We start from the raw sequence: 26090 nt of genomic DNA on the forward strand, positions 1-26090 counted from the left end.
GATGCTGAACTTTAAGCCGCTGCTGTTTATTCTGGGATTATTCTTGTCAATGCTGACGGGTTTCATGTTTATCCCGCTGGCGTTTGCACTGGTATATGGCGAAGAAACGGTGATGGCGTTTCTGATTTCAGCGATTTTTACCGGCATTTTTGCCACTATCTGTGTTCACCGAGGACAAAGCGGCAAGCTGCACCTTAACATCCGCGACATGTTTTTGCTGACCAGTCTCACCTGGGTCATCGTTAGCCTGTTTGCCGCGATGCCATTCACCTTGTATCACGGAATTGGATACACCGATGCGTTTTTCGAAACCATGTCAGGTGTCACCACTACAGGTTCTACCGTGTTATCTGGTCTGGATAATATGGATCACAGCATTCTTATCTGGCGCTCGCTGTTACAGTGGCTCGGAGGGATAGGCTTTATTGTGATGGCGGTTGCTATTTTACCCTTCCTCAACGTAGGGGGGATGCGGCTGTTCCGCACTGAGTCATCCGATTGGTCTGACAAAACTATTCCCAGAACACAAAGTCTCGCCAAATATCTGTTTATGGTTTATGTCGGCCTAACAGTCGCCTGTGGTATGGCTTATCACTGGGCGGGTATGAACTGGTTTCAAGCCATTAATCATGCGATGACCACCCTGTCTACTGGTGGATATTCCACCTCAGATAACTCGATGGCCGCTTTCCCAGAACGTTGTCACTGGGTCGGTATTGCGTTTATGGCAGCCGGTGGTTTACCACTGCTCACCTTTGCGCAAACTATTCAGGCCCGGACGTTGCGCGTGTGGAATGACGCCCAAATAAAGGGTTATCTGCTATTTCTGCTATTTGTGTCGTTTGGGTTGGCATTGTGGTTGAGTAGCAGTAAAAATCTGGCCTTTATTGATGCCTTAAGACTGTCGGCCTTCAATGTGGTGTCGGTGGTGACCACTACCGGCTACGGCTTAACTGACTACAGCCAGTGGGGCGCTTTGGCGGTGATCAGTTTTCTCTTCCTGATGCTGGTTGGTGGCTGCTCAGGCTCCACCGCCGGCGGTATTAAGATTTTCCGTTTCCAAATTGCTGTCGCCATTATGCGTGAACAATTGAAACAGCAGTTCCATCCGAATGGGATCTTCCGTGAACGCTACAACAACCGCCCAATCAATGAAGAGATCGTGCGTTCGCTGGTAACGTTTATGATGTTGTTTATGCTGGTGATTGTCTTACTGACACTGATTCTGGTGTTATGTGGACTTGATCCTATGACCAGTCTTTCTGGTGCAATAACCGCCGTCACCAACGTGGGGCCGGGGCTAGGCCCGGTCATTGGCCCTGCCGGTAACTTTGCATCATTACCGGTAGTTGCCAAGTGGGCTTTATCAATAGGTATGCTGCTGGGCCGATTGGAAATTCTGACCGTTGCAGTGCTGTTCCATCCTAGCTTTTGGCGGTATTAATCCGTCGGAATCAAAGTCAGAAGATGGTCGGCATAAGTTTCAAGATCCTGGTAATCAGTGTAATCAATCACCGCCTTGGTATCTGTTGGGCCATGAGTGATCTTCATAATCAGGCGGATCATCTGCTTATCCAGCCAGCGCCAAGATGGGTAATCGACTTTACCCGCAATAATCTTCACGTCCTGAGGCTTCCAAGCAGATAACTCCAGAAACTTTTGCAGATAGCGGTTATTTTTTGGAATACGTTTTTCCGGGTTACGGGCAACAACATTGACCGAAAAAAAGCTAATCGCTTTGGCCTGTAACTGTGGTAAATGTTTACTGCAAAATTCAAAAACACTCTTGTCATAAGTGCCATATAACACACAGGCACCCAGCACCACGGCGTCCCAACTCTGCCAGTCAACCCCCTCTTTCTCAGCCTCAAGCAAATCCATTATTTCACATCTGTACCCTTGCTGCTGCATTCGGTGTGCAAGACAGCGGGAGATCCTGGCGGTGTGGCCGCCACGGGAATAATAGAGAATTAGAATGGATTTCATAGCAATACCTGCTCAACCTAATAAAAATCAACAATAAAGGATGATAATGACGGATATGAAAGTAAAATAAAGTGATAATTACCAAATAGGACAAGCAGTGGCTGTGTTTTGATGGTAAAAGTGGGATCCAGCTAAAAGACTGGTGAGTTGTTCGACACGTAACATTCAATTAGAATCATCTAATCAAGAAGTAGAGGTAATAGTAAACATGCCACCCGTAGATATTAACATTGACGCTATGTTGTCGAACGCAGAAATTGCCGCAAAATGGTTAAAGGCGGTTGCTAATCCGTACCGGCTAATGATCCTTTGCCTGCTGCTGGATAAAGAACTCAGCGTAACCGAGATCAATGAAGCGGTACCACTGAGCCAATCAGCATTATCTCAGCATCTAGCAGTATTGCGCGCAGAAGATCTGGTCGACACCCGAAAGAGTTCCCAAATCGTCTATTACAGCCTTAAAAATCAGCAAGTTACTGAAGTTATTTCTATTCTTCACCGCAAATTCTGCTCCGCTGAGTGTTAACATATCAGCGGGCCGCAAATTCCCTCGCAAACTGCCGCACCTGCTCCCAGTCTGTAAATTCATAGGCTTGGGAGGTGTCGGTGGGACCTTTGGTTAACCACATGATAAAGCGGATTGCTGTGCGGTCTAACCAGCCATAATCGGCGTAAACGATTCTGCCAGCAAACACCCCCAATTGCTGCGGTTGCCAAAGCGACAATTGCTGAAATTTCAGCATGTAGGGGTTGGTCTGCGGTGTATTTTTCTCTGGCTTACGCGCCACCACATTCACACTAAAAAAGGCGTTTTTCCTACCATCCAGCAACGTCTTATAGCGATTAACAAACTGATAGAGCGCTGGACGATGTTTGCCATAACGGATACTGGCACCAATCAGCACTTTGTCACAATGCTGCAGCTGTTCTTCCGTGGTCTCGGAAAGCTCACTGAAAGTCACATGCTCTCCAGCTTGCTCTAGCTCCGTCGCCATCGCTTGGCAAATTCGCCTAGTCTGTCCATCCACCGTTGAATAAATAATCAGGGTATTACACATCAGTCTTTCCAAAAAGTTGGGGTAAAAAGTACCAGTAAAGTAAATATTTCTAGGCGACCGAACAACATGGCCACCACCAGCACATACTTGGCACCATCTGACACATTGGCATAGTTGGACGCCACCGTACCTAATCCAGGGCCAAGGTTATTCAGACAAGCCGCAGTAGCGCTAAACGACGAGATAGCATCCATGCCAAGCGCCATCAAAATTAGCATGCTGATGAGAAACACCAGAGTATATGCCGAAAAGAACCCCCATACCGCGTCCACCACTCGGTCCGATAATGAACGGTTGCCAATACGGATAGCAAACATTGCCTTAGGATGGATCAGCCGCTTAAGCTCCCGCGCACCTTGTAAAAACAGCAACACCACCCGAATCACCTTGATACCACCCGCGGTCGAGCCACCACTGCCGCCAATGAAGCTAGAAAAAATCAGCAAAATGGGTAAAAACAAAGGCCAAGAGTGAAAACTCTCGGTGCTGAATCCGGCGGTTGTGGAGATAGAAACCGCCTGGAATAACGCATAATCTAGAGTTTCTTCTGGCGAATCATAAATGCCACTATGGAGTAATGTAAAAAAGCAGATGGCACCCAATACCAGTTGGATCAAGATCAGCGCTTTGAATTCAGCATCATGAAAATACACCCTAAAGTTAATTCCGCGTCGGGAAAAAGCCGCAAAATGCAAACTAAAGTTCACTGCAGCAATGAGTAAAAACACCATGCAAATCAAATTTATCAGCGGACTTTGATAATAGCCGATACTAGCATCATGAGTGGAGAAGCCACCAATGGCGATAGTCGAAAAAGCGTGGCATACAGCATCAAACAGATTCATACCGGCATACCAAAACGACAACGCGCAGGCCACAGTTAGCAGCAAATAGATATACCATAGTGTTTTGGCGGTCTCGGCTATCCGGGGCGTCATTTTTGTGTCTTTTACCGGCCCCGGGATCTCTGCCCGGTATAGCTGCATACCACCAATACCCAAAACCGGCAGGATGGCAACTGCCAGCACAATGATCCCCATGCCACCGAGCCATTGCAGAAGATGTCGATAAAATAAGATGGCCTTGGGTAAATGATCGAGCCCCACGATGACTGTAGCACCGGTCGTAGTCAATGCTGAAAACGACTCAAAAACACTATCAGCAAGCGACAACTCCGGCTGTTTCACTAACAAAAACGGTAATGTCCCGATAACACCTAGCACGGTCCAAAACAAAACAACGATAAGAAAACCTTCCCGGGTTCGCAAATCGGCCTTATGTTGCCGATTGGGATACCACAGCATAAATCCCAATAACAGGCTAAGAACAAATGCCTGGATAAAAGCTGCGCCCCCGCCATCTTCGTAAAATAATGCCACCAGCGCCGGAGGCACCATAGTGAGAGAAAACAAGCCCACCAGTAATCCGGTTATACGGGTAATAGTGCGATAGTGCATTTAGCCCTTTTGCCATGTTGCTTAGTAGGTCCGCGACGTATTGTTACACAGTTTTTAAGCAGCTTCACTGGAAAAGCTAAGTCGCAATTGCCCTTGGCTAATCCGTTGCAGTGTCTCTGCCAGCGCGATTCGAGCTGAGACAGGTATTGCCAGATGTAATAACACTTGTTCCGAGAATTGCCGCTCCATAATAGTCACATTAAACTGCCCCAGATAATGCTCTACATCCGGCAACTGCGCATATCCACAACATACACTGGCAGCAAGCGTTTTGACTTTAGTACTCAATGGCAGCTGTTTTAGTGCATGCTTAACACCTGCACTGTAAGCACGCACCAATCCACCCACGCCTAACTCTATGCCGCCAAAATAACGAATGACGATAGCTCCAACTTCACCAATACCTGAGCCTTTCAGCACATTGAGCATCGGCCGACCCGCACTACCTGAAGGCTCGCCATCATCGCTGCAGGTTAGCGCCGTATCATCGCTTGGATCTGACATTATGGCCGCTTGACAGTAATGTGTTGCGGCGGGATAAGCTTCCCTGATGGATGCCAGCTTGTCTTTAAATGCAACGACAGATGGACAATGGAATAGCACTGTCACGAAGCGGCTGTGTTTAATCTCTTCTTCAAAAACAACCTCACCACTCGGTATTGGGTAACTGTCAGACACCAGTAGCCTCAGTTTTAAAAGTCAACGTCACAGCGCCATTCTGCCTGCAGTCCAAGTATTACTGCAACTCCCAGCTGCGGTTAACACTGATATTCGACTTAAGGATAATTCATCTGGAACTGGCCTGTTTCTACTTGGAATAAGTCAGCCGCATCAAATAGTTGTGACTTAATTCACAATTTTTCTCTTTCTCAAATGTCACCAAAATTAAACGGTCGTTTAAATTGGGTGTTGTATTTTGTCCTTTTTCACCGCAAACTGAGTAGCAAATAACTTCTCGCCAGCCTCGCAGCCCTCACATAAGGAATGCAAGCATGATCTATAAAAGCGATACTATTCAAGTTGAACTGCTCGATAGCAAAATTGCAACTCTTTGTTTTAATTCAGATGGTTCTGTTAATAAATTTGATCGTAAAACCTTAGCCTCTGTGAGTGAAGCGCTGGATGTTATCAGCGCGACAGCAGAAATTCGCGGCCTGCTACTGACCTCCACGAAAGACAACTTTATTGTTGGTGCCGATATCACGGAATTTCTGGAACTGTTTGCGCAAGAAGATAAAGTACTACTGTCGTGGTTGCAGTTGGCAAACAGCATTTTCAATAAGCTGGAAGATTTGCCCTATCCAACCGCAGCAGCGGTGAACGGTTATGCTCTCGGTGGTGGTTGTGAGGTCATTTTGGCGACTGATTTCCGTATTGGAGATAACTCCGCAAAGGTGGGGCTGCCTGAAACTAAGCTGGGGATTATTCCGGGGTTTGGTGGCACGGTGCGATTACCTCGGCTTATTGGTGCCGATAACGCCCTTGAATGGATCACCACAGGGAAAGAGCATCGCCCTGATGACGCCCTGAAAGTTGGCTTCTTAGACGCGGTCACTACACCAGAAAATTTACAAAATGTAGCACTGCAAATGTTGGAAGATGCCATCTCAGGCAAGCTTGACTGGCAAGCCAGACGCTCACAGAAGCAACAAGCTTTACAGTTGGACAAGATGGAAGCACTCATGTCCTTTACTACCGCCAAAGGAATGGTCTTTGCGGTGGCAGGTAAACACTATCCGGCACCGATGGCAGCCGTGGGCGTTGTAGAACAAGCCGCCTCAATGGACCGCGAACAAGCGCTGCAAGTAGAGCATCAAGCATTTATAAAGCTTGCTAAAACGGATGTAGCGCAAGCGCTCATCGGTATATTCCTCAATGATCAATTGGTGAAGAGCAAGGCTAAGAAGGCAATTAAGACTGCCCATGCAGTTCAACATGCTGCCGTTCTCGGTGCCGGGATTATGGGTGGTGGTATCGCCTACCAGAGCGCCAGCAAAGGCACACCTATTGTCATGAAAGACATTAATGATAATGCGCTGACATTGGGGCTATCAGAAGCAGCCAAACTACTAACAGCGCAGGTAGAACGCGGTCGTTCATCGCCACAGAAAATGGCGCAGGTATTAAATGCTATCACTCCAGCTTTAGATTATTCGGCAGTAAAGCAAGCCGATATCGTGGTTGAAGCAGTGGTTGAAAATCCAAAAGTAAAAAGCGCGGTTTTAGCTGAAGTGGAGCAGGTGCTGGCTGATGATGCAGTTATTGCCTCCAACACTTCTACGATATCCATTGACTTACTTGCTCAGAACCTTAAACAACCTCAGCGCTTCTGCGGTATGCACTTTTTCAATCCCGTTCATAAGATGCCGTTGGTAGAAGTTATCCGCGGTAAAGACACCTCAGATAGCACTATCGCCACTGTTGTTGCTTATGCCAGCAAGATGGGCAAAACCCCGATTGTTGTGAATGACTGCCCTGGCTTCTTTGTCAATCGCGTACTGTTCCCCTACTTCGCCGGCTTCAATGCTTTAATTGCAGACGGTGCTGACTTTGCGGTTGTCGACAAAGTGATGGAAAAGCAGTTTGGCTGGCCAATGGGCCCAGCTTATTTGCTAGATGTCGTTGGTATGGACACGGGACATCATGCACAAGAAGTGATGGCACAAGGATTTCCTGAAAGGATGGCGACCAGTGGTCAGGACGCATTACAACTGATGTTTGCCCAAAATCGCCTAGGGCAAAAGAATGGCAAAGGTTTTTATCGATATAATCCCGATAAAAAGGGCAAACCCAAAAAAGAGACAGATGCTATCACTTATGAATTGTTAGCGGCGGCTTTCGGATCATTAAAAGAGTTTAGCGCCGACGAAATTATTGCCAGAACTATGATCCCAATGATTAACGAAACCGTGCGTTGTCTTGAAGAAGGCATTGTGGCCTCACCGGCAGAAGCAGATATGGGGTTGGTATATGGTCTCGGCTTCCCTCCTTTCCGTGGTGGCGTATTCCGCTATGTAGAAACCATGGGGCTCGCCAACTATGTTGCTTGGGCAGATAAATACGCTCATCTTGGGCCACTGTATCAGGTGACGGATGCTATGCGACAACTCGCTGCCGAAAATGGCCACTACTATCAGCACTAATTTAAGGAATTTGCCATGAAAAATGCAGTTATCGTTGATTGTATTCGTACACCGATGGGGCGTTCCAAAGGCGGTGTGTTTCGAAATGTTCGAGCGGAAACTTTATCAGCGGAGCTAATGAAATCTTTGCTGCGAAGAAATCCACAATTGCAACCAACAGATATTGAAGATGTTATCTGGGGATGTGTCCAGCAAACGCTGGAACAGGGGTTTAATATTGGCCGCAATGCGGCACTGCTTGCCGGACTGCCAAAAGAGATCGGTGCCGTGACGGTTAATCGTCTTTGTGGTTCCTCTATGGAGGCTATTCATCAGGCTGCCAAATCTATCATGGTCGGCATGGGCGATACCTTTATTGTGGGTGGAGTCGAGCACATGGGGCACGTTCCTATGACTCACGGTGTTGATTTTCATCCGGGGCTTTCTGTGAATGTCGCCAAAGCTTCAGGCATGATGGGATTGACAGCAGAGTTACTTGGCAAGCTGCACGGCATCAGTCGTGAAATGCAAGATGCCTTTGCTGTGCGGTCCCATCAACGTGCTTATGCAGCTACCATTGAGGGACGATTTGCTAAGGAAATCCAAGCCATCAAAGGCCACGATGTGAATGGTGCGTTGGTATCGGTCGATAACGATGAAGTTATTCGTCCCGAGACCACCATGGAATCTCTAGCCGCATTGAAACCGGTTTTTGACCCTGCAAATGGTACAGTCACAGCGGGAACATCATCAGCATTGTCTGATGGTGCAGCGGCAATGCTGATAATGGAAGAACAAAAGGCCAGAGATTTAGGTTTACCCATCCGCGCCAGAATCCGTTCAATGGCAATTGCAGGTTGTGATCCAGCAATAATGGGCTATGGCCCAGTTCCTGCGACCAAAAAGGCACTACAACGAGCCGGTATGAGTATGGCTGACATTGAGTTGGTCGAGCTCAACGAAGCCTTCGCTGCGCAATCAATTCCCTGCGTTAAGGATCTTGGTCTGTTAGAGCAAATGGATGACAAGGTTAACCTTAATGGTGGTGCCATAGCGCTAGGTCACCCATTAGGTTGCTCTGGTGCTAGGATTTCCACCACGCTCATTAACTTAATGGAAGCCAAAGATGTATCTGTTGGCCTAGCCACTATGTGCATCGGTCTGGGCCAAGGAATCGCGACTATTTTTGAACGTGTTTAGTTCTTGCTTTAGCAACGCCAATATACAGGGCCAGCCTAAGTCGCTGGCCCTTTTGTTTCACGTGGAACATTTTTAAAAGTTTGCACGGTCCTTGGTTCTATACCCCAGCTTGCAGTAACATACTTACTAAATTTCTGGTCTATGAGTTTAGAGGTAACAATGAACCAAGAATTTGGTTGCGCTCAACACCAGCTCGACGCGTTGGGATTAAGGTGCCCAGAGCCAGTTATGATGCTACGAAAAAAAGTCCGGCATATGGCGGAAGGAGAAACACTTCTGATTATCGCGGACGATCCTGCAACAACACGCGATATTCCCAGTTTTTGTCAGTTTATGGATCATACGTTAGTGGCAAGCGATATCACCACAGCACCTTACCGCTACTTAATCAAAAAGGGACTTTGAAGAGAATACCATGGAACTAGTGGCAATAGCTTTTAAAGAAGGACGTAAAACACCAATGTTAGAAGTAGCCAAGGCTGTTATTTCTACACAAACAGGTGTTGAGCATGACATATTTGGAAAGCCGGGGCCCCGCCAAGTCACAGTGTTATCAAAACTACAATGGTTAGATGCATGCTGTGAGCTGAACACTTCCATTCCGTGGTTAGCTAGAAGAGCCAATTTGTTAGTAGAAGGTGTTCGCTTTAATGCCGATTCGGTAGGCCAGTATCTAAAGATTGGTAATATTATTCTGGAGATCACTGGCGAAACCAATCCTTGCAAGAACATGGAGCAGGAATACCCTGGACTTGAAACGGCATTGGCCACTGACTGGCGCGGAGGCGTTACCTGCAGGGTATTACGTGGTGGCACTGCTAGTAAAGGTGATGATGTTATTCTCTCAGATCAACCTGAATAACCGCCCAATCCCCATCCCCTTCGATGATGAATAAACAGAAGGGTGTTCCACGTGGAACACCTATCATCTACATAATACAAAATTAGTCTTAGCTTTGATTTGTTTCTGCATAACAGAAACAATCAACTAAATGATCATTTACCATTCCCACTGCCTGCATAAATGCGTAACAAATGGTGGGGCCGCAAAAATTAAAACCGAGTTTTTTAAGCGCCTTAGACATCGCTTCAGACTCGGCCGTTTGTGCAGGTACATCAGACAAACTCACGTGCTGATTGACCAAGGGCTTTCCATTGACAAAACTCCATAAAAACTCTGAGAAATCATTACCTTGTTCCGTAAATTTTAGATAAGCACGGGCATTTTGAGTAATAGAGTTAACCTTTGCCCGATTACGGACGATTCCCGGATTCTGCAGCAGTTCCTCAACTTTACTATCATCATATGTAGCAATAATTTGAGGTTCAAAATTAGCAAACAGCGATTCGTAATTGGCCTGTTTACGCAGAATAGTGATCCAGGACAACCCCGCTTGCTGCCCATCCAAACACAATTTGGCAAACAGTTGCTGACCATCAAACACCGGCCGCCCCCCCCCACACTTCATCGTGATACTGCTGATACAAAGGATCTGTCGAAACCCAGCCACAACGTTGTTTTTCCATTTCAGGAATTCCTTTAAAAACCAAAGCTCGATAAAAAATAACCTACATAAGCTAGGGTCTACAAGGTATAATCGGAACCATTTTCTATAGACGGCTGACAGCAGTAGATATGACGACCAAATATGATGTGAAAACATTCCAGGGCTTCATTCTGACCCTGCAGGATTATTGGGCACAGCAAGGCTGTGCAATCGTGCAACCCCTGGATATGGAGGTCGGTGCGGGAACATTCCACCCACAAACATTCCTCCGCTCTTTAGGGCCGGAGCCCATGAGCAGTGCTTATGTGCAACCTTCGCGCCGACCGACTGACGGCCGTTACGGCGAAAACCCTAACCGCTTACAACACTACTACCAGTTTCAAGTGGTGCTAAAGCCTTCGCCGGACAACATCCAAGAACTGTATCTGGGTTCATTAAAGGCATTGGGGATTGACCCCACTATCCATGACATCCGCTTTGTTGAAGACAATTGGGAATCGCCAACACTAGGGGCCTGGGGGCTTGGTTGGGAAGTGTGGTTAAACGGTATGGAAGTCACACAATTTACGTATTTTCAGCAAGTTGGCGGCTTAGAATGCAGTCCAGTCACCGGTGAAATTACCTACGGCCTAGAACGTTTAGCTATGTATATCCAAGGCGTGAACAGTGTCTATGACCTAGTCTGGACAGATGGTCCGCGTGGTAAAATCACCTATGGTGACGTCTTTCATCAGAACGAAGTCGAGCAATCCACCTACAACTTCGAATATGCCGATGTAGATTTCCTTTTGGGAATGTTTGACCAGTGTGAGAAGAGTTGCCAACAACTACTAGCATTAGACAAACCCTTACCACTGCCCGCCTATGAACAAGTGATGAAAGCGTCCCATGCATTCAATTTACTGGATGCTCGCCATGCTATTTCTGTGACCGAAAGGCAACGCTATATATTGCGCGTTCGTACTATGGCCAAGGCGGTTGCTGAAGCTTATTACCAGGCCCGGGAGGCGCTGGGTTTCCCAATGTGTAAGTGAGGTCAGACACTAATGAATTTTGAAAACTTACTCATCGAAATCGGTACCGAAGAACTCCCACCCAAAGCCTTACGCAGTTTGGCGGAATCGTTCCTGACCAATTTCACAGAAGAATTGAATAAAGCAGAACTTCCCTTTGCTAACGCATGTTGGTATGCCGCGCCCAGAAGACTGGCACTCTATATCGAGAAACTAGCGCTGGCACAGGAAGACAAGGTTGTTGAAAAACGCGGTCCATCAGTGGCAGCCGCCTTTGATGCGGACGGAAAGCCAACTAAGGCTGCTCAAGGCTGGGCCCGTGGTAATGGTATTACCGTAGACCAAGCAGAACGCTTAAATACCGACAAAGGTGAATGGCTGGTTTATCACGCCAAGGTGGAAGGCGTCAGCACAGAAACGCTGATACCAGCTATGACCCAACAGGCATTGGATAAACTTCCCATTCCAAAACCCATGCGTTGGGGCAGTAATAAAACTCAGTTTATTCGGCCAGTTCATACCGTTACTATGTTGCTGGGTGACAAAGTCGTTCCCGGTACAGTGCTGGGTATCGATTCAGCCAGAACCATCCGCGGCCATCGCTTTATGGGCGAAGCCAGTTTTGAACTGGATCATGCGGACAACTATCTGAGCGCCTTATACGAACGCGGTAAAGTGATTGCTGACTATGATAAACGCAAAGCCATTATCAAAACTGACGCCGAAGCCGCTGCGGTAACGCTGGGTGGTAAAGCCGATATCAGTGACAGCTTACTAGAAGAAGTCACGTCATTGGTGGAATGGCCCGTGGTACTGACCGCAGCATTTGAGGAAAAATTCTTAGCTGTTCCCGCCGAAGCACTGGTCTACACAATGAAAGGTGACCAGAAGTACTTCCCGGTCTTCGATGTGACAGGCAAACTGATGCCTCACTTCATCTTTGTCGCCAACATCGAATCGAAAGATCCATCACAAATTATTGCTGGTAACGAAAAAGTCGTGCGCCCGCGTCTGGCAGATGCAGAGTTCTTCTTTAATACCGATAAGAAACACACCTTAGCCTCTCGTATCGACAGCTTAGATAGCGTGATATTCCAAAAGCAACTTGGCACATTGAAAGACCGCGTACAACGCATATCCCAAGTTGCAGGGTTTATCGCAGCAGGCATAGATGCCAATGAAACAGACGCCAAACGTGCCGGTCTGCTATCAAAAACGGATTTGATGACCAACATGGTGATGGAGTTTACTGATACGCAAGGCACCATGGGGATGCACTATGCTCGCTTAGATGGTGAATCAGAAGCCGTAGCGCTGGCATTGGATGAGCAATACAAACCTCGTTTTTCCGGTGATTCGGTACCAACAGCACCAGTAAGTTGTGCGGTAGCACTGGCCGAAAAGCTAGATACCCTGACCGGTATTTTTGGCATTGGTCAAGCGCCTAAAGGAGCCGCTGATCCGTTTGCACTGCGCCGTGCCGCTATCGGGGTGCTGCGCATTATTGTGGAAAACAAACTGTCATTGGATCTGGTTGATCTAATTGGCTATGCAGTCAAAGCACATGGTAGCAACCTCTCCAACGATAATACTGCCACAGAAGTATTGGAATTTTTGATGGGACGTTTCCGCGCCTGGTACCAAGATAAAGGTATAAGTACCGATGTGATCTTGGCTGTGCTGGCGCGCTACCCCACCAGACCAACCGACTTTGATAACCGCATTCTGGCAGTAGCACACTTCCGTGAACTGGAACAAGCTACAGCGCTGGCGGCTGCCAATAAACGCGTGTCTAACATACTGTCAAAAGTTACGGGGGAATTACCCCAGACAGTGAACAATAACCTATTGCTTGAACCTGCAGAAAAAGCACTATCAACAACATTAGCAGCGTTGATCCCTCAATTAGAGCCTCTGTTTGCTACTGGTGACTATCAACAAGCGCTGACACTACTGGCGCAACTGCGTGATAGTGTTGACCTGTTTTTTGAGCAAGTGATGGTGATGGCTGATGATCCACAATTGCGCGATAATCGTTTAGCGCTGCTGAATCAATTGCGTGACCAATTCCTGCGTATTGCTGATATCTCGTTGCTACAGTAAGCATAAAACGGCTATTAAAATAGAAAGCTCGCCAATTGGCGAGCTTTCTATTTTATTGATTTTTAATGTTATTATTGTAGCCCCAGCAATCTCTGGCCAGATTATCGTCTCGCTAACATCCGGCCTTCGCCACTCTAACCATTCAGACAATCTGCGGCATGCTTGCCGCACTCTGCAACAACGTTATAGATCAATTGCGTACCCCCTGTGCTTTATCCACGTCTGAAGAGACAAGACTAAGGGGTTAGCTGTTGGAAAAATTTTGGGATAGCAATCATAAGATCCCATAGACAGCCAAACAGATCGCGAGCCTTGTGATATCCGTATGTTATGTCACCACAACTGAACTTTAGAGGCTTAATGCCAGATTTTATAGACATAAAAAAGGGAGACCAATGTGTCTGTCTCCCCCTTTCATGTCACAAAAGCAATTTACGCCTTATACATCCAGATTCGATACGTTTAAGGCATTGGACTCAATGAACTCGCGACGAGGTTCAACCGCATCGCCCATCAGCGTGTTAAACAGCTGATCTGCACCTATCGCATCTTCAATAGTCACCTGCAACATTCGCCGAGTTTCGGGGTCCATTGTGGTTTCCCATAGCTGCTCCGGATTCATCTCCCCCAATCCTTTGTAACGCTGGATATAAATACCGCGTTTGGATTCGGCCACCAGCCATTCCAGCGCTTCGGCGAAGGTACTTACATCTTTCTTACGTTCGCCACGCTGCACATAACCTGAGTCTTCAATCAGCCCATCAAGCTGTTCACCGAGATCAGCGATATGTCGGTAATCCGCACCATGGAAAAAGTCATAACTGAACAGATAGTGATTATCGATACCATGCTTACGCACGGTCAGCTGCGGCAGATAGACTTTGCGTTCAGGCTCGAGAATAGGTTCCAACTTATAAAGCACACCATGTGTCTCGCGATTTTGCAGATCTTCCAGCAACGCCTTACACCATCCGACCATCAGAGCTTCATCTGCCAGCATGTCAGCCGTCACTCGCGGATGATAAATCATTCGATCAGTAACGTTGGTTGGAAAACGTTTTTCTAGGCGTTCGACAATATGCTCAACCTCACGATACTGCAACACCAGCCGTTCCAATGCAGCGCCCGCCATAGCTGGGGCGTCTTTAGATGGATAGATACAACCACCATCCAACGCTTGAGAGGTCAAATACTCGGTTAATGCAGATTCATCTTTAAGGTATTGTTCTTGCTTACCTTTTTTAACTTTAAACAATGGTGGTTGCGCGATATACACATAACCACGCTCCAGCAACTCCGGCATCTGCCGGAAGAAGAACGTTAGCAATAACGTACGGATATGCGAACCATCCACATCAGCATCGGTCATGATAATAATGTTGTGGTAACGGGTTTTGTCCGGATTGTATTCATCACGACCAATTCCACAGCCCAGCGCGGTGATCAATGAAGCCACTTCCTGAGACGACAACATCTTGTCAAATCGGGCTTTTTCTACGTTAAGGATCTTACCTTTCAAAGGTAGAATTGCCTGATTTTTACGGTTACGGCCCTGTTTGGCACTGCCACCAGCCGAGTCCCCTTCCACAATGTAGATTTCAGACAGACCAGGGTCTTTTTCCTGACAATCAGCTAATTTACCTGGCAAGCCGCCGAGATCCAACGCACCTTTACGGCGTGTCATTTCACGGGCCTTACGCGCGGCTTCACGGGCACGGGCAGCATCAATAATTTTACTGACTACCAGCCGCGCTTCGTTAGGGTTTTCCAGCAGATAATCATTTAGCTTCTCAGCCATGGTTTGCTCTACTGCTGTCTTAACTTCGCTGGATACCAGCTTATCTTTGGTCTGGGAGCTGAATTTAGGATCGGGCACCTTCACGGAGACAACCGCAGTCAACCCTTCACGCGCATCATCGCCCGTAGCATTGGTTTTATTCTTTTTGTTGTAACCTTCCGCTTCCATGTAGTTGTTAAGGTTACGGGTCAATGCGGCGCGGAAGCCCGCCAAATGCGTACCGCCATCACGTTGTGGAATATTATTGGTAAAACACAGGATATTTTCCTGGAAACCGTCATTCCACTGCATTGCCACTTCCACAGTAATGCCGTCGTCCCGTTCCTGCGAAAAATGGAAAATATCTTTATTAACCGGAGTCTTGTTGCGGTTCAGGTATTCAACAAAGGCGCGAATCCCCCCTTCGTAATGGAAGAAGTCGTCTTTATGATCGCGTTCGTCTAATAGGCGGATGCCAACACCTGAGTTTAGGAATGACAACTCCCGCACTCGTTTAGCCAGAATTTCATAATGAAATTCAACATCAGTAAAGGTTTGTTTGCTTGGCCAGAAGCGGATTTCTGTTCCTGTATGCTCTGAGGTACCGATCTCTTTTATAGGGTCAACCGGATTACCATGGCTGTAATACTGTTCGTATGTTTTACCGTCTCGACGAATTGTGAGTTTTAATTTCTCCGACAGAGCGTTAACCACGGACACACCCACACCGTGCAAACCACCAGACACTTTGTAAGAGTTATCATCAAACTTACCGCCGGCGTGTAACACCGTCATGATCACCTGTGCTGCCGATACCCCTTCTTCTGGATGGATAGCCACTGGAATACCGCGACCATCGTCTTTGACTGATACCGAGCCATCCATGTGAATGGTAATCACGATGTCTTTACAGTAACCCGCCAGAGCCTCGTCAATGGAATTATCAACCACCTCGAATACCATATGATGCAACCCCGTGCCATCATCGGTATCGCCAATATACATTCCGGGTCTTTTCCGAACCGCATCAAGGCCCTTTAGGACCTTGATACTCGAAGAATCATAACTGTTCTCTGACATACTAATCTCTCATCGGTTATTCAATGACCGTCACACTCCCCTGTTCTACCCGGAAAATCCGTTCCGGTGGAGTGTTTAATGAATCAGCTATTGCAGCTGGATCAATGGCAGTAACAAATACTTGCGCACCGGTCTCACTCAATTGCTGTAGCAATAACTGCCTGTGTTTGGCATCCAGTTCTGACGGCAGATCGTCCACCAGATAGATACTGTCTTTATCCTGCTGTTGTTTTAGCAACTTTCCTTGTGCAATCCGCAGCGCACACACCAGCAGCTTAAGCTGTCCCCGGGATAACGCATCCTGAGCGGGCAAATTACCGACCCGTAAACGCAAATCTGCTTTATGGGGTCCGCTCACCGTAAATCCCATCACTACATCGCGGCTGTATTGCGCTTCTAACAGCTCAGCCAGAGGCATTTTACTGTCCCAACCACGAGTAAAAGAAACCCTGATGTCTGCCTGTGGTAAAAACTCTCCGATTATACCCTTTAACAGTCCATTTAACGAGTCCACATAATGGTTTCGTATAGCAGTAACCGCCTCTGAATAACGCACAAATTCGCGATCCCAATAGGCTATCTGCTGATAGTTGGCGCCATCTCGTAACAGCTGGTTGCGCTGCTTCAACACTCGCCTGACGTTCATCCATTGTGGATAAAACATTGGGTCTGAATGGAACGCTCCCCAGTCGATAAACTGGCGTCTCGCTTTCGGACCTTCAAATAGTAGGGAAAAACTCTCAGGCGTGATCAGTTGTATTGGCAATGTCTCTGCGAGTATCGATAACCGCTTGATTTTTTCGCCATCAATTTTGACATCGGTATCACCATTACGGAAACGGCGCACGCCGACTTTATGCTGAGTGTCGTGCACCTGTAACCTAGCAAACAGTGTTAATTGTTCTTGCTCATTACAGATGACACGTTGGGCCAAATGACTGCGGAACGAACGCCCCATACCCAGGAAATAAATCGCCTCTAGTATGCTGGTTTTGCCACTGCCATTTTGTCCATAAATAAGATTCAGCCCACTGCCAGGTTGCAGTTGGGCTGAAGCAATATTACGAAAATGTTGAATATTAAACTGGCTGAGACTCATGCAACGCCCGGCTTACAGCCGCATAGGCATTACTACATACATAGAGTCTTCTTCCTGATGATTTTCAATCAGGGCGCTAGAGTTGCCGTCACTGAGGGTAATTCGCACATCATCAGATTTAAGGCTGTTGAGCACATCCAGCAAATAGGAGACGTTAAAGCCAATTTCCAGGGCGTCACCACCATATTCCACATCGATGATTTCTTCAGCCTCTTCCTGTTCAGGATTGTTAGCAGTAATTTTTAACAATGAATTTTCCAGCTGTACCCGCACCCCTCGGAACTTCTCATTTGACAAAATAGAAGCTCGTAATAACGCCTGACGTAAGGCATTACGGCTAGCGAGCACGATTTTGTCGCCGCCCTTAGGTAACACTCGGCGATAATCAGGAAAACGGCCATCCACCAGCTTACTGGTGAGTACCGCCGCCGCGGTAGTGGCACGAATAGCATTATCACCAATGGCAATGCTGATTTCCTGATCATCAGCATCTAATAAACGCGCCAATTCCACGACGCCCTTACGGGGAACAATCACTTGGTTTTCGGGCAAAGAAGCATCAATCGCGCGATGGCTCAGCGCCAAGCGGTGACCATCTGTAGCAACCGTTCGCAACACATTACCTTCGGTTTCAAACAACAAACCGTTGAGGTAATAACGCACATCCTGGTTAGCCATAGAAAACTGGGTCGCATCGATCAGCGATTTCAGCGTGCCCTGTTTGATAGAGAATTCAATATTGGGCTGAAAACTTTCGACGTTGGGATATTCTTCTGCAGGCAAAGTTGCCAGAGTGAAGCGGCTGCGGCCACAACGTAGCAACCATTTGTTTTCCTGCTGCTCTATCTTGACTTCACTCTGTTCTGGTAGGGATTTAACAATATCCAACAACTTTTTGGCTGGTACTGTAGTACGCCCTTCCTGCACATCGCCACTGATGGCGGCGCTGCCAACCAACTCAACTTCTAAATCGGTGCCAGTAAACTTTAGTGAGTGATTACTTACTTCCACAAGGAGATTTGCCAGAATTGGCAGGTTATGCCTTCTTTCAACCGCACCACTGACCAGTTGCAATGGCTTCAATAGGTCATCCCTATCAATTGAAAATTTCATTATTCTGTTCCCTGATTAAGAAGATAAGGTTCGGATCAAGTTGGCGTAATCTTCTTTGATGTCGTGGCTCTCTTCTCTGAGCTGGGCAATTTTGCGACAGGCATGTAACACTGTCGTATGATCTCGTCCGCCAAAAGCATCACCGATTTCGGGCAGACTCTGGTTAGTCAGCTCTTTAGAAAGTGCCATAGCCATCTGTCGAGGACGGGCAACACTACGGGAGCGTCGCTTGGACAACATATCCGCCATCTTGATCTTGTAGTATTCAGCGACTGTTTTCTGAATATTGTCTATAGTGACTAATTTTTCCTGCAGAGCCAATAGGTCACGCAGTGCTTCGCGCACAAAATCGATAGTAATTGGTCGACCGGTGAAGTTTGCATTAGCGATCACCCGGTTTAAAGCACCTTCAAGCTCACGCACATTCGAACGTAAGCGTTTAGCAATAAAAAAAGCCACTTCATCCGGCAAGTTAATACCGTTTTCTAACGCCTTGCGCATCAGAATTGCCACCCGTGTTTCCAATTCCGGCGGTTCAATTGCGACAGTAAGACCCCAACCAAAGCGAGACTTCAGTCGATCTTCAACCCCATCAATCTCTTTGGGATAACGGTCTGAGGTTAGAATGATCTGATGATTGCCTTCCAGCAACGCATTAAAGGTATGGAAAAACTCTTCCTGGGAACGATCTTTGTTGGCAAAAAACTGAATATCATCAATAAACAGGGCGTCAACGCTGCGATAATAACGTTTAAAATCCTCAATAGCGTTATTCTGCAATGCCTTAACCATATCCTGAACAAACCGCTCAGAATGCATATACACCACTTTGGCATGAGGATTGTTTTTAAGAATGCCATTGCCAACAGCGTGTAGCAGATGGGTTTTACCTAAACCGGTACCACCGTATAGAAACAATGGGTTGTAAGCACCGCCTGGGTTTTCAGAAACCTGTTGCGCTGCTGCTTTACCTAACTGGTTAGACTTACCTTCAACAAAGTTATCAAACTGGTAAGTTGGATTAATATTGCTGCGGTATGGATGATTGCTAACGGGCTCTTCATCATCATTATTGAATACTGCCGCTACGCTAGATTTAGTCACTGGGCGAGTATGGTTTTTGTTATTAATGGCCGAGCTAACAACCTCAGTCCGAGGGGCCGGACGGCTGCCTATATCAAAACGGAGTTTAGGGGCTTCACTTCCGAGGTGTTCGCTAAAAAACTGGTTAATAATATTGAGATACTTATCCCTTACCCAGTCCAGCACAAACCGGTTGGGCGCGTACAATACCAAGGTTTCACCATCCATTTCAGCCTGCAATGGTCTGATCCACATACTGAACTGCTGAGCTGAAAGCTCGTCTTGCAATCTGCCGACACATTGCTGCCATAGTGAAACAGTCACAAACTTATCCCCAATCCATCTCCTCAAGGGAGGCTATTCTATAGAGAGATCTGAATAATCGCTATGGTCGAAGCATAATTATCCCCAAAGCGATCGAGATCTTACCACCCGTTAGATCCTGTCAGATCCTACAGGATCTCTGGGGGGATAATCCATGATATTTACCACTTTATTAAGGGATCTGAGTTGATCTATAATGCCGCCCCAGCGATCTATTGATAGCCGCTTTGGCTACTATATATTGTGGTAAATACACAGAGTTATCCACATATTGTATGTTAACCACATCAACCGATCGCTAAATAGAGGCAGTAATTACATATACCGGACATTCTGCTTATTGACGTCCAAAACAAATGTGATTACAATTCGGCCTCTTTTTTATACCCTCTCCGAATTTTCCCGGTAGAGGAAAATTAACTAACAAAGACGGATTGCCATCATGAGTAAACGTACTTTTCAACCAAGCAACCTGAAGCGCAAGCGTACTCACGGCTTCCGCGCTCGTATGGCTACAGCTAACGGCCGCAAGGTACTGGCTCGTCGCCGTGCTAAAGGTCGCGCTCGTCTTTCTGCTTAATTAAGCAAGTAGACAATTAGGTGACTAGCTACACCTTTTCGCGGGAGTTACGCTTGTTAACTCCCGCACAATTCAATTCTGTTTTTACCAACCCGCAAAAAGCTTCTTCTGCTGAAATAACTCTGTTGGCGACCCCTAATGGTCTGGAACATCCCAGATTAGGCTTGACTGTTGCCAAGCGTCATGTAAAAAGAGCTAACCAGCGCAACAGAGTCAAACGCGTTGTACGCGAAAGTTTCAGACTAAATCAGTATAATCTGCCACCGGTGGACATTGTGGTATTGGTTCGCGGCGGTGTTCTGGAGCTGGAGAATGAACAGCTCAGGAAATTGGTGGAAAAGTTATGGCGCAAACTCAGTCGCCGTTTCAATGGTTGATTATTAAAGTCATCAGAGGCTACCAGCTTTTTATCAGCCCGATGCTGGGACAGCGCTGCCGATTCAACCCTTCCTGCTCCCATTACGCGATAGAAGCTGTGCAAGTGCACGGAACTGTCAAAGGGAGTTGGTTTGCTATAAAACGCATATTAAAATGTCACCCTTTGCATCCGGGCGGCAACGACCCCGTACCTCCTAAAAAGAACAGGTGTAATAAATAGGCTATGGAATCTCAACGCAATATTCTGCTTATCGCGCTGTTAGCTGTCAGTTTTATGATTTGGCAGCAATGGCAGACAGATAAAGCGCCAAAACCAGCCGTTACTGAAACAACAGTAACATCCTCAAATCAGGACACCCTTCAAAATGACGTGCCCAATGCCGACAGTAAGGCTGGTGTACCGGAAGAACATCCAGTTGTTGCCTCCAAAGAGTTAGTGCGGGTTAAAACAGATCAGTTAGACGTACTGATCAACCCTGTTGGTGGGGACATAGTACACGCGGCGCTAGTTGCTCATAAACTGGAGCAAGGTAAAGACGATCCTTTTGTACTTTTAGAACAAAAACCAGGATTTACCTACGTTGCGCAAAGCGGCCTGATTGGTAGTGGTGGTATTGACAGCAGCGCTGGCCGCCCAACCTATACGGTGGCAAGTACTGAATTTCAGATGAAAGATGGTAATGACACACTGCAAGTGCCCATGACCTATACCGCGCCAAACGGCGTGAAATACACCAAGATATTTACTTTCCGTAAGGGTAAATTTGATATCCGGGTAGATTATCAGATTGATAACACGACATCTGCGCCATTGCAGGTGCAGATGTATGGTCAAATTAAACAGACTATCAAACCATCCGATAGCCATATGATGATGCCAACATATCGAGGTGCGGCGTATTCCACCGCTGATACCCGTTATGAAAAGTACAAATTTGACGAGATCACAGAAAAGGATCTGCACAAAGAGACCCAAGGCGGTTGGGTAGCCATGTTGCAACACTACTTTGTATCAGCTTGGGTTCCACCAGCGGATCAAAGTAATCTTATTTATTCCAGCGTCAGCAACGGCACTATGGCTAATATAGGTTTCCGTGGTAAAGCGGATACCGTAGCACCAGGTAAAACTGCAACTGTAGGGGCCGATTTCTATGTTGGTCCAAAAGATCAGGCCGCACTTTCAGAACTGTCCGATACCTTAAATCTAGTGGTTGATTACGGTGTATTGTGGTGGTTAGCTGTGCCTATCTACAAGCTAATGATGTTCTTCCATTCGTTTGTGGGTAACTGGGGGTTGGCAATTATTCTGATCACCTTTACCGTGCGCGGTATTCTGTTCCCGCTTACTCGCGCCCAATACACCTCTATGGCGAAGATGCGTAATCTACAGCCAAAAATCCAAGAGTTGAAAGACCGTTTTGGTGATGATCGCCAAAAGATGGGTCAGGCTATGATGGAGATGTATAAGAAAGAGAAGGTTAACCCAATGGGAGGCTGTCTGCCCATCATGCTGCAGATGCCAATCTTCTTAGCCTTATACTGGGTTCTACTTGAAAGTGTAGAATTACGCCACGCCCCATTCATGCTGTGGATCCACGACTTGTCAGTACAAGACCCGTACTATGTACTGCCTATTCTGAATGGCGTCTCTATGTTCATCATGCAGAAACTACAGCCGATGTCCCCCACTATGGATCCTATGCAGGCAAAGATGATGCAGTATATGCCAGTGGTATTTACAGTATTCTTCCTGTGGTTCCCATCTGGCCTAGTACTGTACTGGTTGATGGGTAACATTGTGGCTATTATCCAACAGAAGATTATCTACGCCGGACTAGAGAAGAAAGGCTTGAAATAACCCGAAACTCTTCCCCAAAAGGCGGCTGATGGCCGCCTTTTGATTATTCAGCTTCTGAAAACAACAAAGGAAAAAAGTGTGGCAGCAGATACCATTGTGGCGCAGGCAACCGCGCCAGGAAAAGGCGGTGTGGGCATAGTCAGAGTCTCCGGTGACAAAGCCGCAGACGTTGCCATGAAAGTACTTGGTCATCTGCCTAAAGTTCGCTATGCGGATTACTGTTCATTTAAAAACAACCAAGGACATACCTTAGATCAGGGTATCGCCTTGTTTTTTAAAGGCCCCAACTCCTTCACTGGCGAAGATGTATTGGAGTTACAGGGACACGGTGGTCAAATTGTCATGGATATGCTGATAAAGACCATATTGGAACTAGAAGGTGTGCGCATGGCTCGCCCGGGGGAATTCAGTGAACAAGCCTTTCTAAATGACAAATTAGATCTTGCCCAGGCCGAAGCCATTGCCGACTTGATTGAAGCCACCAGCGAACAAGCTGCAAAAAGTGCGATGGCATCTTTACAGGGCGAGTTTTCCAAGGAAGTACATCAACTGGTGGAGCAAGTCACTAATCTGCGCCTTTATGTCGAAGCCGCGATTGATTTTCCAGATGAAGAAGTCGATTTTCTTTCCGATGGCAAAATTGCTAACGCCTTATATCGCATCATCGACAAACTCAGCGATGTGCAGCAAAGCGCTCAACAAGGCGCACTGATCCGTGAAGGCATGAAAGTGGTGATCGCTGGCCGCCCCAATGCCGGGAAATCCAGCCTACTGAATGCGCTTGCAGGGAAAGAATCCGCAATTGTAACCGAGATAGCCGGTACCACCCGCGATGTATTGCGGGAACACATCCATCTCGACGGTATGCCGTTACACGTGATTGACACTGCTGGACTCAGAGATACCGAAGACACCGTCGAAAAAATTGGTATTGAGCGCGCCTGGGCAGAAATAGCCACCGCTGACAGAGTGCTATTCATGGTTGATGGCACTGATACTAACGCAGTCAATCCGAAGGAGATATGGCCAGATTTTATTGACCGATTACCGACCAAACTCGGCATTACCGTAGTCCGCAATAAAGCCGATTTAACCGGAGAGGCTTTAGCTCCAACCGAAGAACAAGGTTACAGCGTCTATCGAATCTCAGCCAAAACAGGCCTGGGCATGGCAGAGTTAACACAGCATCTGAAACAACTCATGGGTTATCAGAGCAATCTGGAAGGTAGCTTCATTGCCCGTCGTCGTCATCTCGATGCACTAGAAAAAGCCAGCCAACATTTAATGCAAGGAAAACAACAACTGGAAATTTTCCAAGCTGGAGAACTGCTGGCTGAAGAACTGCGCATGACTCAACAGGCTCTGGCCGAGATCACCGGCCAATTTACCTCAGACGATCTCCTGGGGAGAATTTTTTCCAGCTTCTGTATCGGGAAGTGAAGTTATAGACTTGAAAGAAAAAGAAGTCAAAAGACACCAAAAGAAAACAAACTAAAACATTGATTTTGAACACAAAAAAAATAAATCTAACGATGTTTTTTAGTTTTCTTTTTACTTCTCCTGTGTTCTTTTGGTCATATATTGCCCTGTGTGTTCCCCAGCCATATAATCGTGGGGAACACGGGGGAAAACCATCAATGAAAGTATCTATCGAAAAGCGACAGCCAGACCGCGAAGGAAAACGCTCTTTGCGCTTGGTATATTACTACGGTTCCAACGTTGAAGACGGGCAACGTAAACTGAAACGTTCACACGAGCCACTAGACATCTTCATCTATGACAAACCGCGCTCTCCAGCAGAGCGAGAGCACAATAAAGAAGCTTTAAGGATCGCTGAAGCTGTGCGATCTAAGAGACTTCTTGAGAGCGAGACATCAAAGCATAAGCTGGAGGATCGAACTAAACTCTCTGCCAGTTTCTTCGATTATTACGATTCAGTTACCGATAGCAAAGCTTCTGGCAGTAAATCCAATTATTCAATTTGGATCTCAGCCGGACATCATCTGAGACGCTACCATGGGCGAGCAGAACTCACATTCGAAGATATTGATAGAGCCTTTCTTGAGGGTTTTAAAACTTATCTTTTGAAAAGTGCAACGACGAAATCTGATCAACTGCTGTCAAGAAATACAGTAAGCAGTTACTTCAATAAAATAAGGGCGGCCCTGAATCAGGCATACCAAGAGGGGATTATCAGAGATAACCCTGTTCGGACGGTGAAAAGCGTTAAACCAGAAACAAACCAAAGGGTTTATCTGACTCTGGAAGAGATAAAAGCTATGGCAAAAGCTGAATGTCGCTATGACGTGCTTAAACGAGCCTTTCTGTTTAGCTGCACAACAGGACTGCGCTGGTCTGACATACAGAAGCTAGTTTGGTCAGAAGTGGAAGAATTTGAGCAAGGCCATTTTCGAATCATTTTTAAGCAGAAAAAAATCCAGAATAGAGGAACGGCACTTCAATACCTCGACTTACCAGATTCAGCGGTAAGGTTGATGGGAGAGCGCAAGGATAACGATGAACGCGTGTTTAAAGCATTGCGATACAGCAGCTATACCAACGTAGCGCTACTTCATTGGGCAATGCTTGCTGGAATAACCAAGCATGTAACTTTCCATGCCGGTCGCCACTCGTTTGCAGTTAACCAGCTTGCGCGGGGCTTAGATATTTATTCATTATCACGCTTGCTGGGCCACAGTGAACTGAAAACAACTGAGATTTATGCTGATATCTTAGATCAAAGAAGAAGGGACGCAATGCGGAGCTTTCCTGATATTTTTGCCGACAGTCTTTAAAACAGAACAATAGACATAGGGCCAAAAAAATTAATTTCTTTGGCCCCTGATTATTCTCGAACTCACTTCCTTTGAAATTTCTGTGTTTGTCTTGACCCGGTTGGACTGTAGCCAATCGATCACTTCTTCCCGCTTAAAATAAATCCGACAACCATTTGGTTTGTAAAACGGAATAACATTTTGACTGGTTAACTTGTATAAATGACCTTTTGACAACCCTGTCAGCTCAGCACAGTCATCAATGTTCAGCATTACCTTTTCCAAATTAACTTTGTCTGCTCCTGACGAGCTAGCGAGCATGTTTTTTATCTCAGCCAGTTCTTTCAAAACACTATTAAGCAACTCTGTCTCTTGCATAGTCATATCTACTGAAACCCATAAATAATCGACTGGTTTAGTCTACCAACACAGGTTTCAGATCCTCGGCTCTGGATCTGCCCTTTTAGGGCGCGAACAAAGTTATTAACACCTGAACATGGTTCAACTATAGGTATCTTTATAGGATTTTTTTAAAGGCAATACCTATAGGTTTAGGGGGGGGGAAATTATGCGTGGC

The 26090-nt window shown here is 46.6% G+C and carries 23 protein-coding genes and 1 pseudogene; 14 read left to right on the top strand and 10 right to left on the bottom strand.

Annotated features, from left to right (window positions below; all coding sequences use genetic code 11):
* Position 1 precedes the first annotated feature (1 nt).
* Positions 2-1444 (top strand): TrkH family potassium uptake protein, encoded by a 1443-nt coding sequence (locus J3L11_RS15890; RefSeq protein ID WP_133038333.1) that lies wholly within the window; start codon positions 2-4, stop codon positions 1442-1444.
* Here the strand turns inward: J3L11_RS15890 and hemG (J3L11_RS15895) are convergent.
* Positions 1441-1986, bottom strand: coding sequence for a menaquinone-dependent protoporphyrinogen IX dehydrogenase (gene hemG / locus J3L11_RS15895; RefSeq protein ID WP_207571640.1), 546 nt, complete (start codon positions 1984-1986; stop codon positions 1441-1443). The two genes, J3L11_RS15890 and hemG (J3L11_RS15895), sit on opposite strands and share 4 nt — an antisense overlap.
* A gap of 208 nt (positions 1987-2194) precedes the next feature.
* Between hemG (J3L11_RS15895) and J3L11_RS15900 the strand changes: the two genes are divergently transcribed.
* Positions 2195-2512, top strand: a complete 318-nt coding sequence (locus J3L11_RS15900; protein WP_133038335.1) for a metalloregulator ArsR/SmtB family transcription factor — start codon at positions 2195-2197, stop codon at positions 2510-2512.
* Between the two features lie 4 nt (positions 2513-2516).
* Here the strand turns inward: J3L11_RS15900 and hemG (J3L11_RS15905) are convergent, their stop codons facing one another.
* From hemG (J3L11_RS15905) to J3L11_RS15915, 3 genes are read right to left on the bottom strand one after another with little or no spacing between them, the layout of a single operon-like run.
* Positions 2517-3044, bottom strand: a complete 528-nt coding sequence (gene hemG / locus J3L11_RS15905; RefSeq protein WP_189618283.1) for a menaquinone-dependent protoporphyrinogen IX dehydrogenase — start codon at positions 3042-3044, stop codon at positions 2517-2519.
* The gene (locus J3L11_RS15910; protein ID WP_133038337.1) at positions 3044-4501 is read right to left on the bottom strand and encodes a TrkH family potassium uptake protein; all 1458 of its coding nucleotides are present in this window, start codon (positions 4499-4501) and stop codon (positions 3044-3046) included. The genes hemG (J3L11_RS15905) and J3L11_RS15910 overlap by 1 nt, the downstream gene beginning before the upstream one ends.
* 54 nt (positions 4502-4555) lie before the next feature.
* Positions 4556-5179, bottom strand: a complete 624-nt coding sequence (locus tag J3L11_RS15915) for a YigZ family protein (RefSeq protein WP_133038338.1) — start codon at positions 5177-5179, stop codon at positions 4556-4558.
* A 314-nt stretch (positions 5180-5493) separates the two neighbouring features.
* On the opposite strand from J3L11_RS15915, the gene fadB reads away from it, so the two are divergent.
* The 4 genes from fadB to J3L11_RS15935 all read left to right on the top strand — a co-directional run bounded on the left by fadB (position 5494) and on the right by J3L11_RS15935 (position 9685).
* Positions 5494-7644: a fatty acid oxidation complex subunit alpha FadB gene (gene fadB / locus J3L11_RS15920; RefSeq protein ID WP_133038339.1), complete on the top strand. Its 2151-nt coding sequence runs from the start codon at positions 5494-5496 to the stop codon at positions 7642-7644.
* A gap of 15 nt (positions 7645-7659) precedes the next feature.
* Entirely contained in the window at positions 7660-8823 is a 1164-nt protein-coding gene (fadA, locus tag J3L11_RS15925) for an acetyl-CoA C-acyltransferase FadA (protein ID WP_133038340.1), read from the top strand.
* A 159-nt stretch (positions 8824-8982) separates the two neighbouring features.
* Positions 8983-9228 (top strand): sulfurtransferase TusA, encoded by a 246-nt coding sequence (tusA, locus tag J3L11_RS15930; protein WP_189618278.1) that lies wholly within the window; start codon positions 8983-8985, stop codon positions 9226-9228.
* A 10-nt stretch (positions 9229-9238) separates the two neighbouring features.
* Positions 9239-9685 (top strand): MOSC domain-containing protein, encoded by a 447-nt coding sequence (locus tag J3L11_RS15935; protein WP_207571641.1) that lies wholly within the window; start codon positions 9239-9241, stop codon positions 9683-9685.
* Between the two features lie 88 nt (positions 9686-9773).
* Here J3L11_RS15935 and J3L11_RS15940 read toward each other — a convergent pair.
* Positions 9774-10350 (bottom strand): annotated as a pseudogene (locus J3L11_RS15940) (DNA-3-methyladenine glycosylase I).
* Between the two features lie 109 nt (positions 10351-10459).
* On the opposite strand from J3L11_RS15940, the gene glyQ reads away from it, so the two are divergent.
* Both glyQ and glyS read left to right on the top strand, forming a co-directional pair.
* Positions 10460-11365, top strand: coding sequence for a glycine--tRNA ligase subunit alpha (glyQ, locus tag J3L11_RS15945; protein WP_207571642.1), 906 nt, complete (start codon positions 10460-10462; stop codon positions 11363-11365).
* A gap of 12 nt (positions 11366-11377) precedes the next feature.
* Entirely contained in the window at positions 11378-13447 is a 2070-nt protein-coding gene (gene glyS, locus J3L11_RS15950) for a glycine--tRNA ligase subunit beta (protein ID WP_207571643.1), read from the top strand.
* A 439-nt stretch (positions 13448-13886) separates the two neighbouring features.
* On the opposite strand, the gene gyrB is transcribed toward glyS, so the two are convergent.
* From gyrB to dnaA, 4 genes are read right to left on the bottom strand one after another with little or no spacing between them, the layout of a single operon-like run.
* The gene (gyrB, locus tag J3L11_RS15955; RefSeq protein WP_133038345.1) at positions 13887-16304 is read right to left on the bottom strand and encodes a DNA topoisomerase (ATP-hydrolyzing) subunit B; all 2418 of its coding nucleotides are present in this window, start codon (positions 16302-16304) and stop codon (positions 13887-13889) included.
* A 16-nt stretch (positions 16305-16320) separates the two neighbouring features.
* A complete protein-coding gene (gene recF, locus J3L11_RS15960; RefSeq protein WP_207571644.1) occupies positions 16321-17403 on the bottom strand; it encodes a DNA replication/repair protein RecF in 1083 nt (360 codons plus the stop codon).
* A gap of 12 nt (positions 17404-17415) precedes the next feature.
* Entirely contained in the window at positions 17416-18516 is a 1101-nt protein-coding gene (dnaN, locus tag J3L11_RS15965) for a DNA polymerase III subunit beta (protein WP_189618272.1), read from the bottom strand.
* 15 nt (positions 18517-18531) lie between these two features.
* On the bottom strand, positions 18532-19923 hold the full coding sequence (gene dnaA, locus J3L11_RS15970; protein ID WP_133038347.1) for a chromosomal replication initiator protein DnaA: 1392 nt from the start codon (positions 19921-19923) through the stop codon (positions 18532-18534).
* A 442-nt stretch (positions 19924-20365) separates the two neighbouring features.
* Here dnaA and rpmH point away from each other — a divergent pair, with 442 nt between their 5' ends.
* From rpmH to J3L11_RS16000, 6 genes are all read left to right on the top strand, one after another.
* Positions 20366-20503 carry a 50S ribosomal protein L34 gene (gene rpmH / locus J3L11_RS15975; RefSeq protein WP_133038348.1) on the top strand — a complete coding sequence of 46 codons (138 nt, stop codon included), beginning with the start codon at positions 20366-20368 and terminating at the stop codon, positions 20501-20503.
* 20 nt (positions 20504-20523) lie between these two features.
* Positions 20524-20880, top strand: a complete 357-nt coding sequence (rnpA, locus tag J3L11_RS15980; RefSeq protein ID WP_133038349.1) for a ribonuclease P protein component — start codon at positions 20524-20526, stop codon at positions 20878-20880.
* Positions 20847-21101 (top strand): membrane protein insertion efficiency factor YidD, encoded by a 255-nt coding sequence (gene yidD / locus J3L11_RS15985; RefSeq protein ID WP_133038350.1) that lies wholly within the window; start codon positions 20847-20849, stop codon positions 21099-21101. The genes rnpA and yidD overlap by 34 nt, the downstream gene beginning before the upstream one ends.
* A gap of 3 nt (positions 21102-21104) precedes the next feature.
* The gene (gene yidC, locus J3L11_RS15990; protein WP_207571645.1) at positions 21105-22739 is read left to right on the top strand and encodes a membrane protein insertase YidC; all 1635 of its coding nucleotides are present in this window, start codon (positions 21105-21107) and stop codon (positions 22737-22739) included.
* 78 nt (positions 22740-22817) lie between these two features.
* Entirely contained in the window at positions 22818-24179 is a 1362-nt protein-coding gene (gene mnmE / locus J3L11_RS15995; protein WP_207571646.1) for a tRNA uridine-5-carboxymethylaminomethyl(34) synthesis GTPase MnmE, read from the top strand.
* A 197-nt stretch (positions 24180-24376) separates the two neighbouring features.
* Complete coding sequence (locus J3L11_RS16000; RefSeq protein WP_048348990.1) at positions 24377-25534, top strand: site-specific integrase; 1158 nt, start codon at positions 24377-24379, stop codon at positions 25532-25534.
* Positions 25535-25564: 30 nt separating this feature from the next.
* Here the strand turns inward: J3L11_RS16000 and J3L11_RS16005 are convergent, their stop codons facing one another.
* Positions 25565-25891, bottom strand: a complete 327-nt coding sequence (locus J3L11_RS16005; RefSeq protein WP_001747905.1) for a helix-turn-helix domain-containing protein — start codon at positions 25889-25891, stop codon at positions 25565-25567.
* Between the last annotated feature and the right edge of the window lie 199 nt (positions 25892-26090).

The organism is Shewanella sp. 4t3-1-2LB, assembly GCF_017368415.1.
Taxonomy (GTDB): domain Bacteria; phylum Pseudomonadota; class Gammaproteobacteria; order Enterobacterales; family Shewanellaceae; genus Shewanella; species Shewanella fodinae.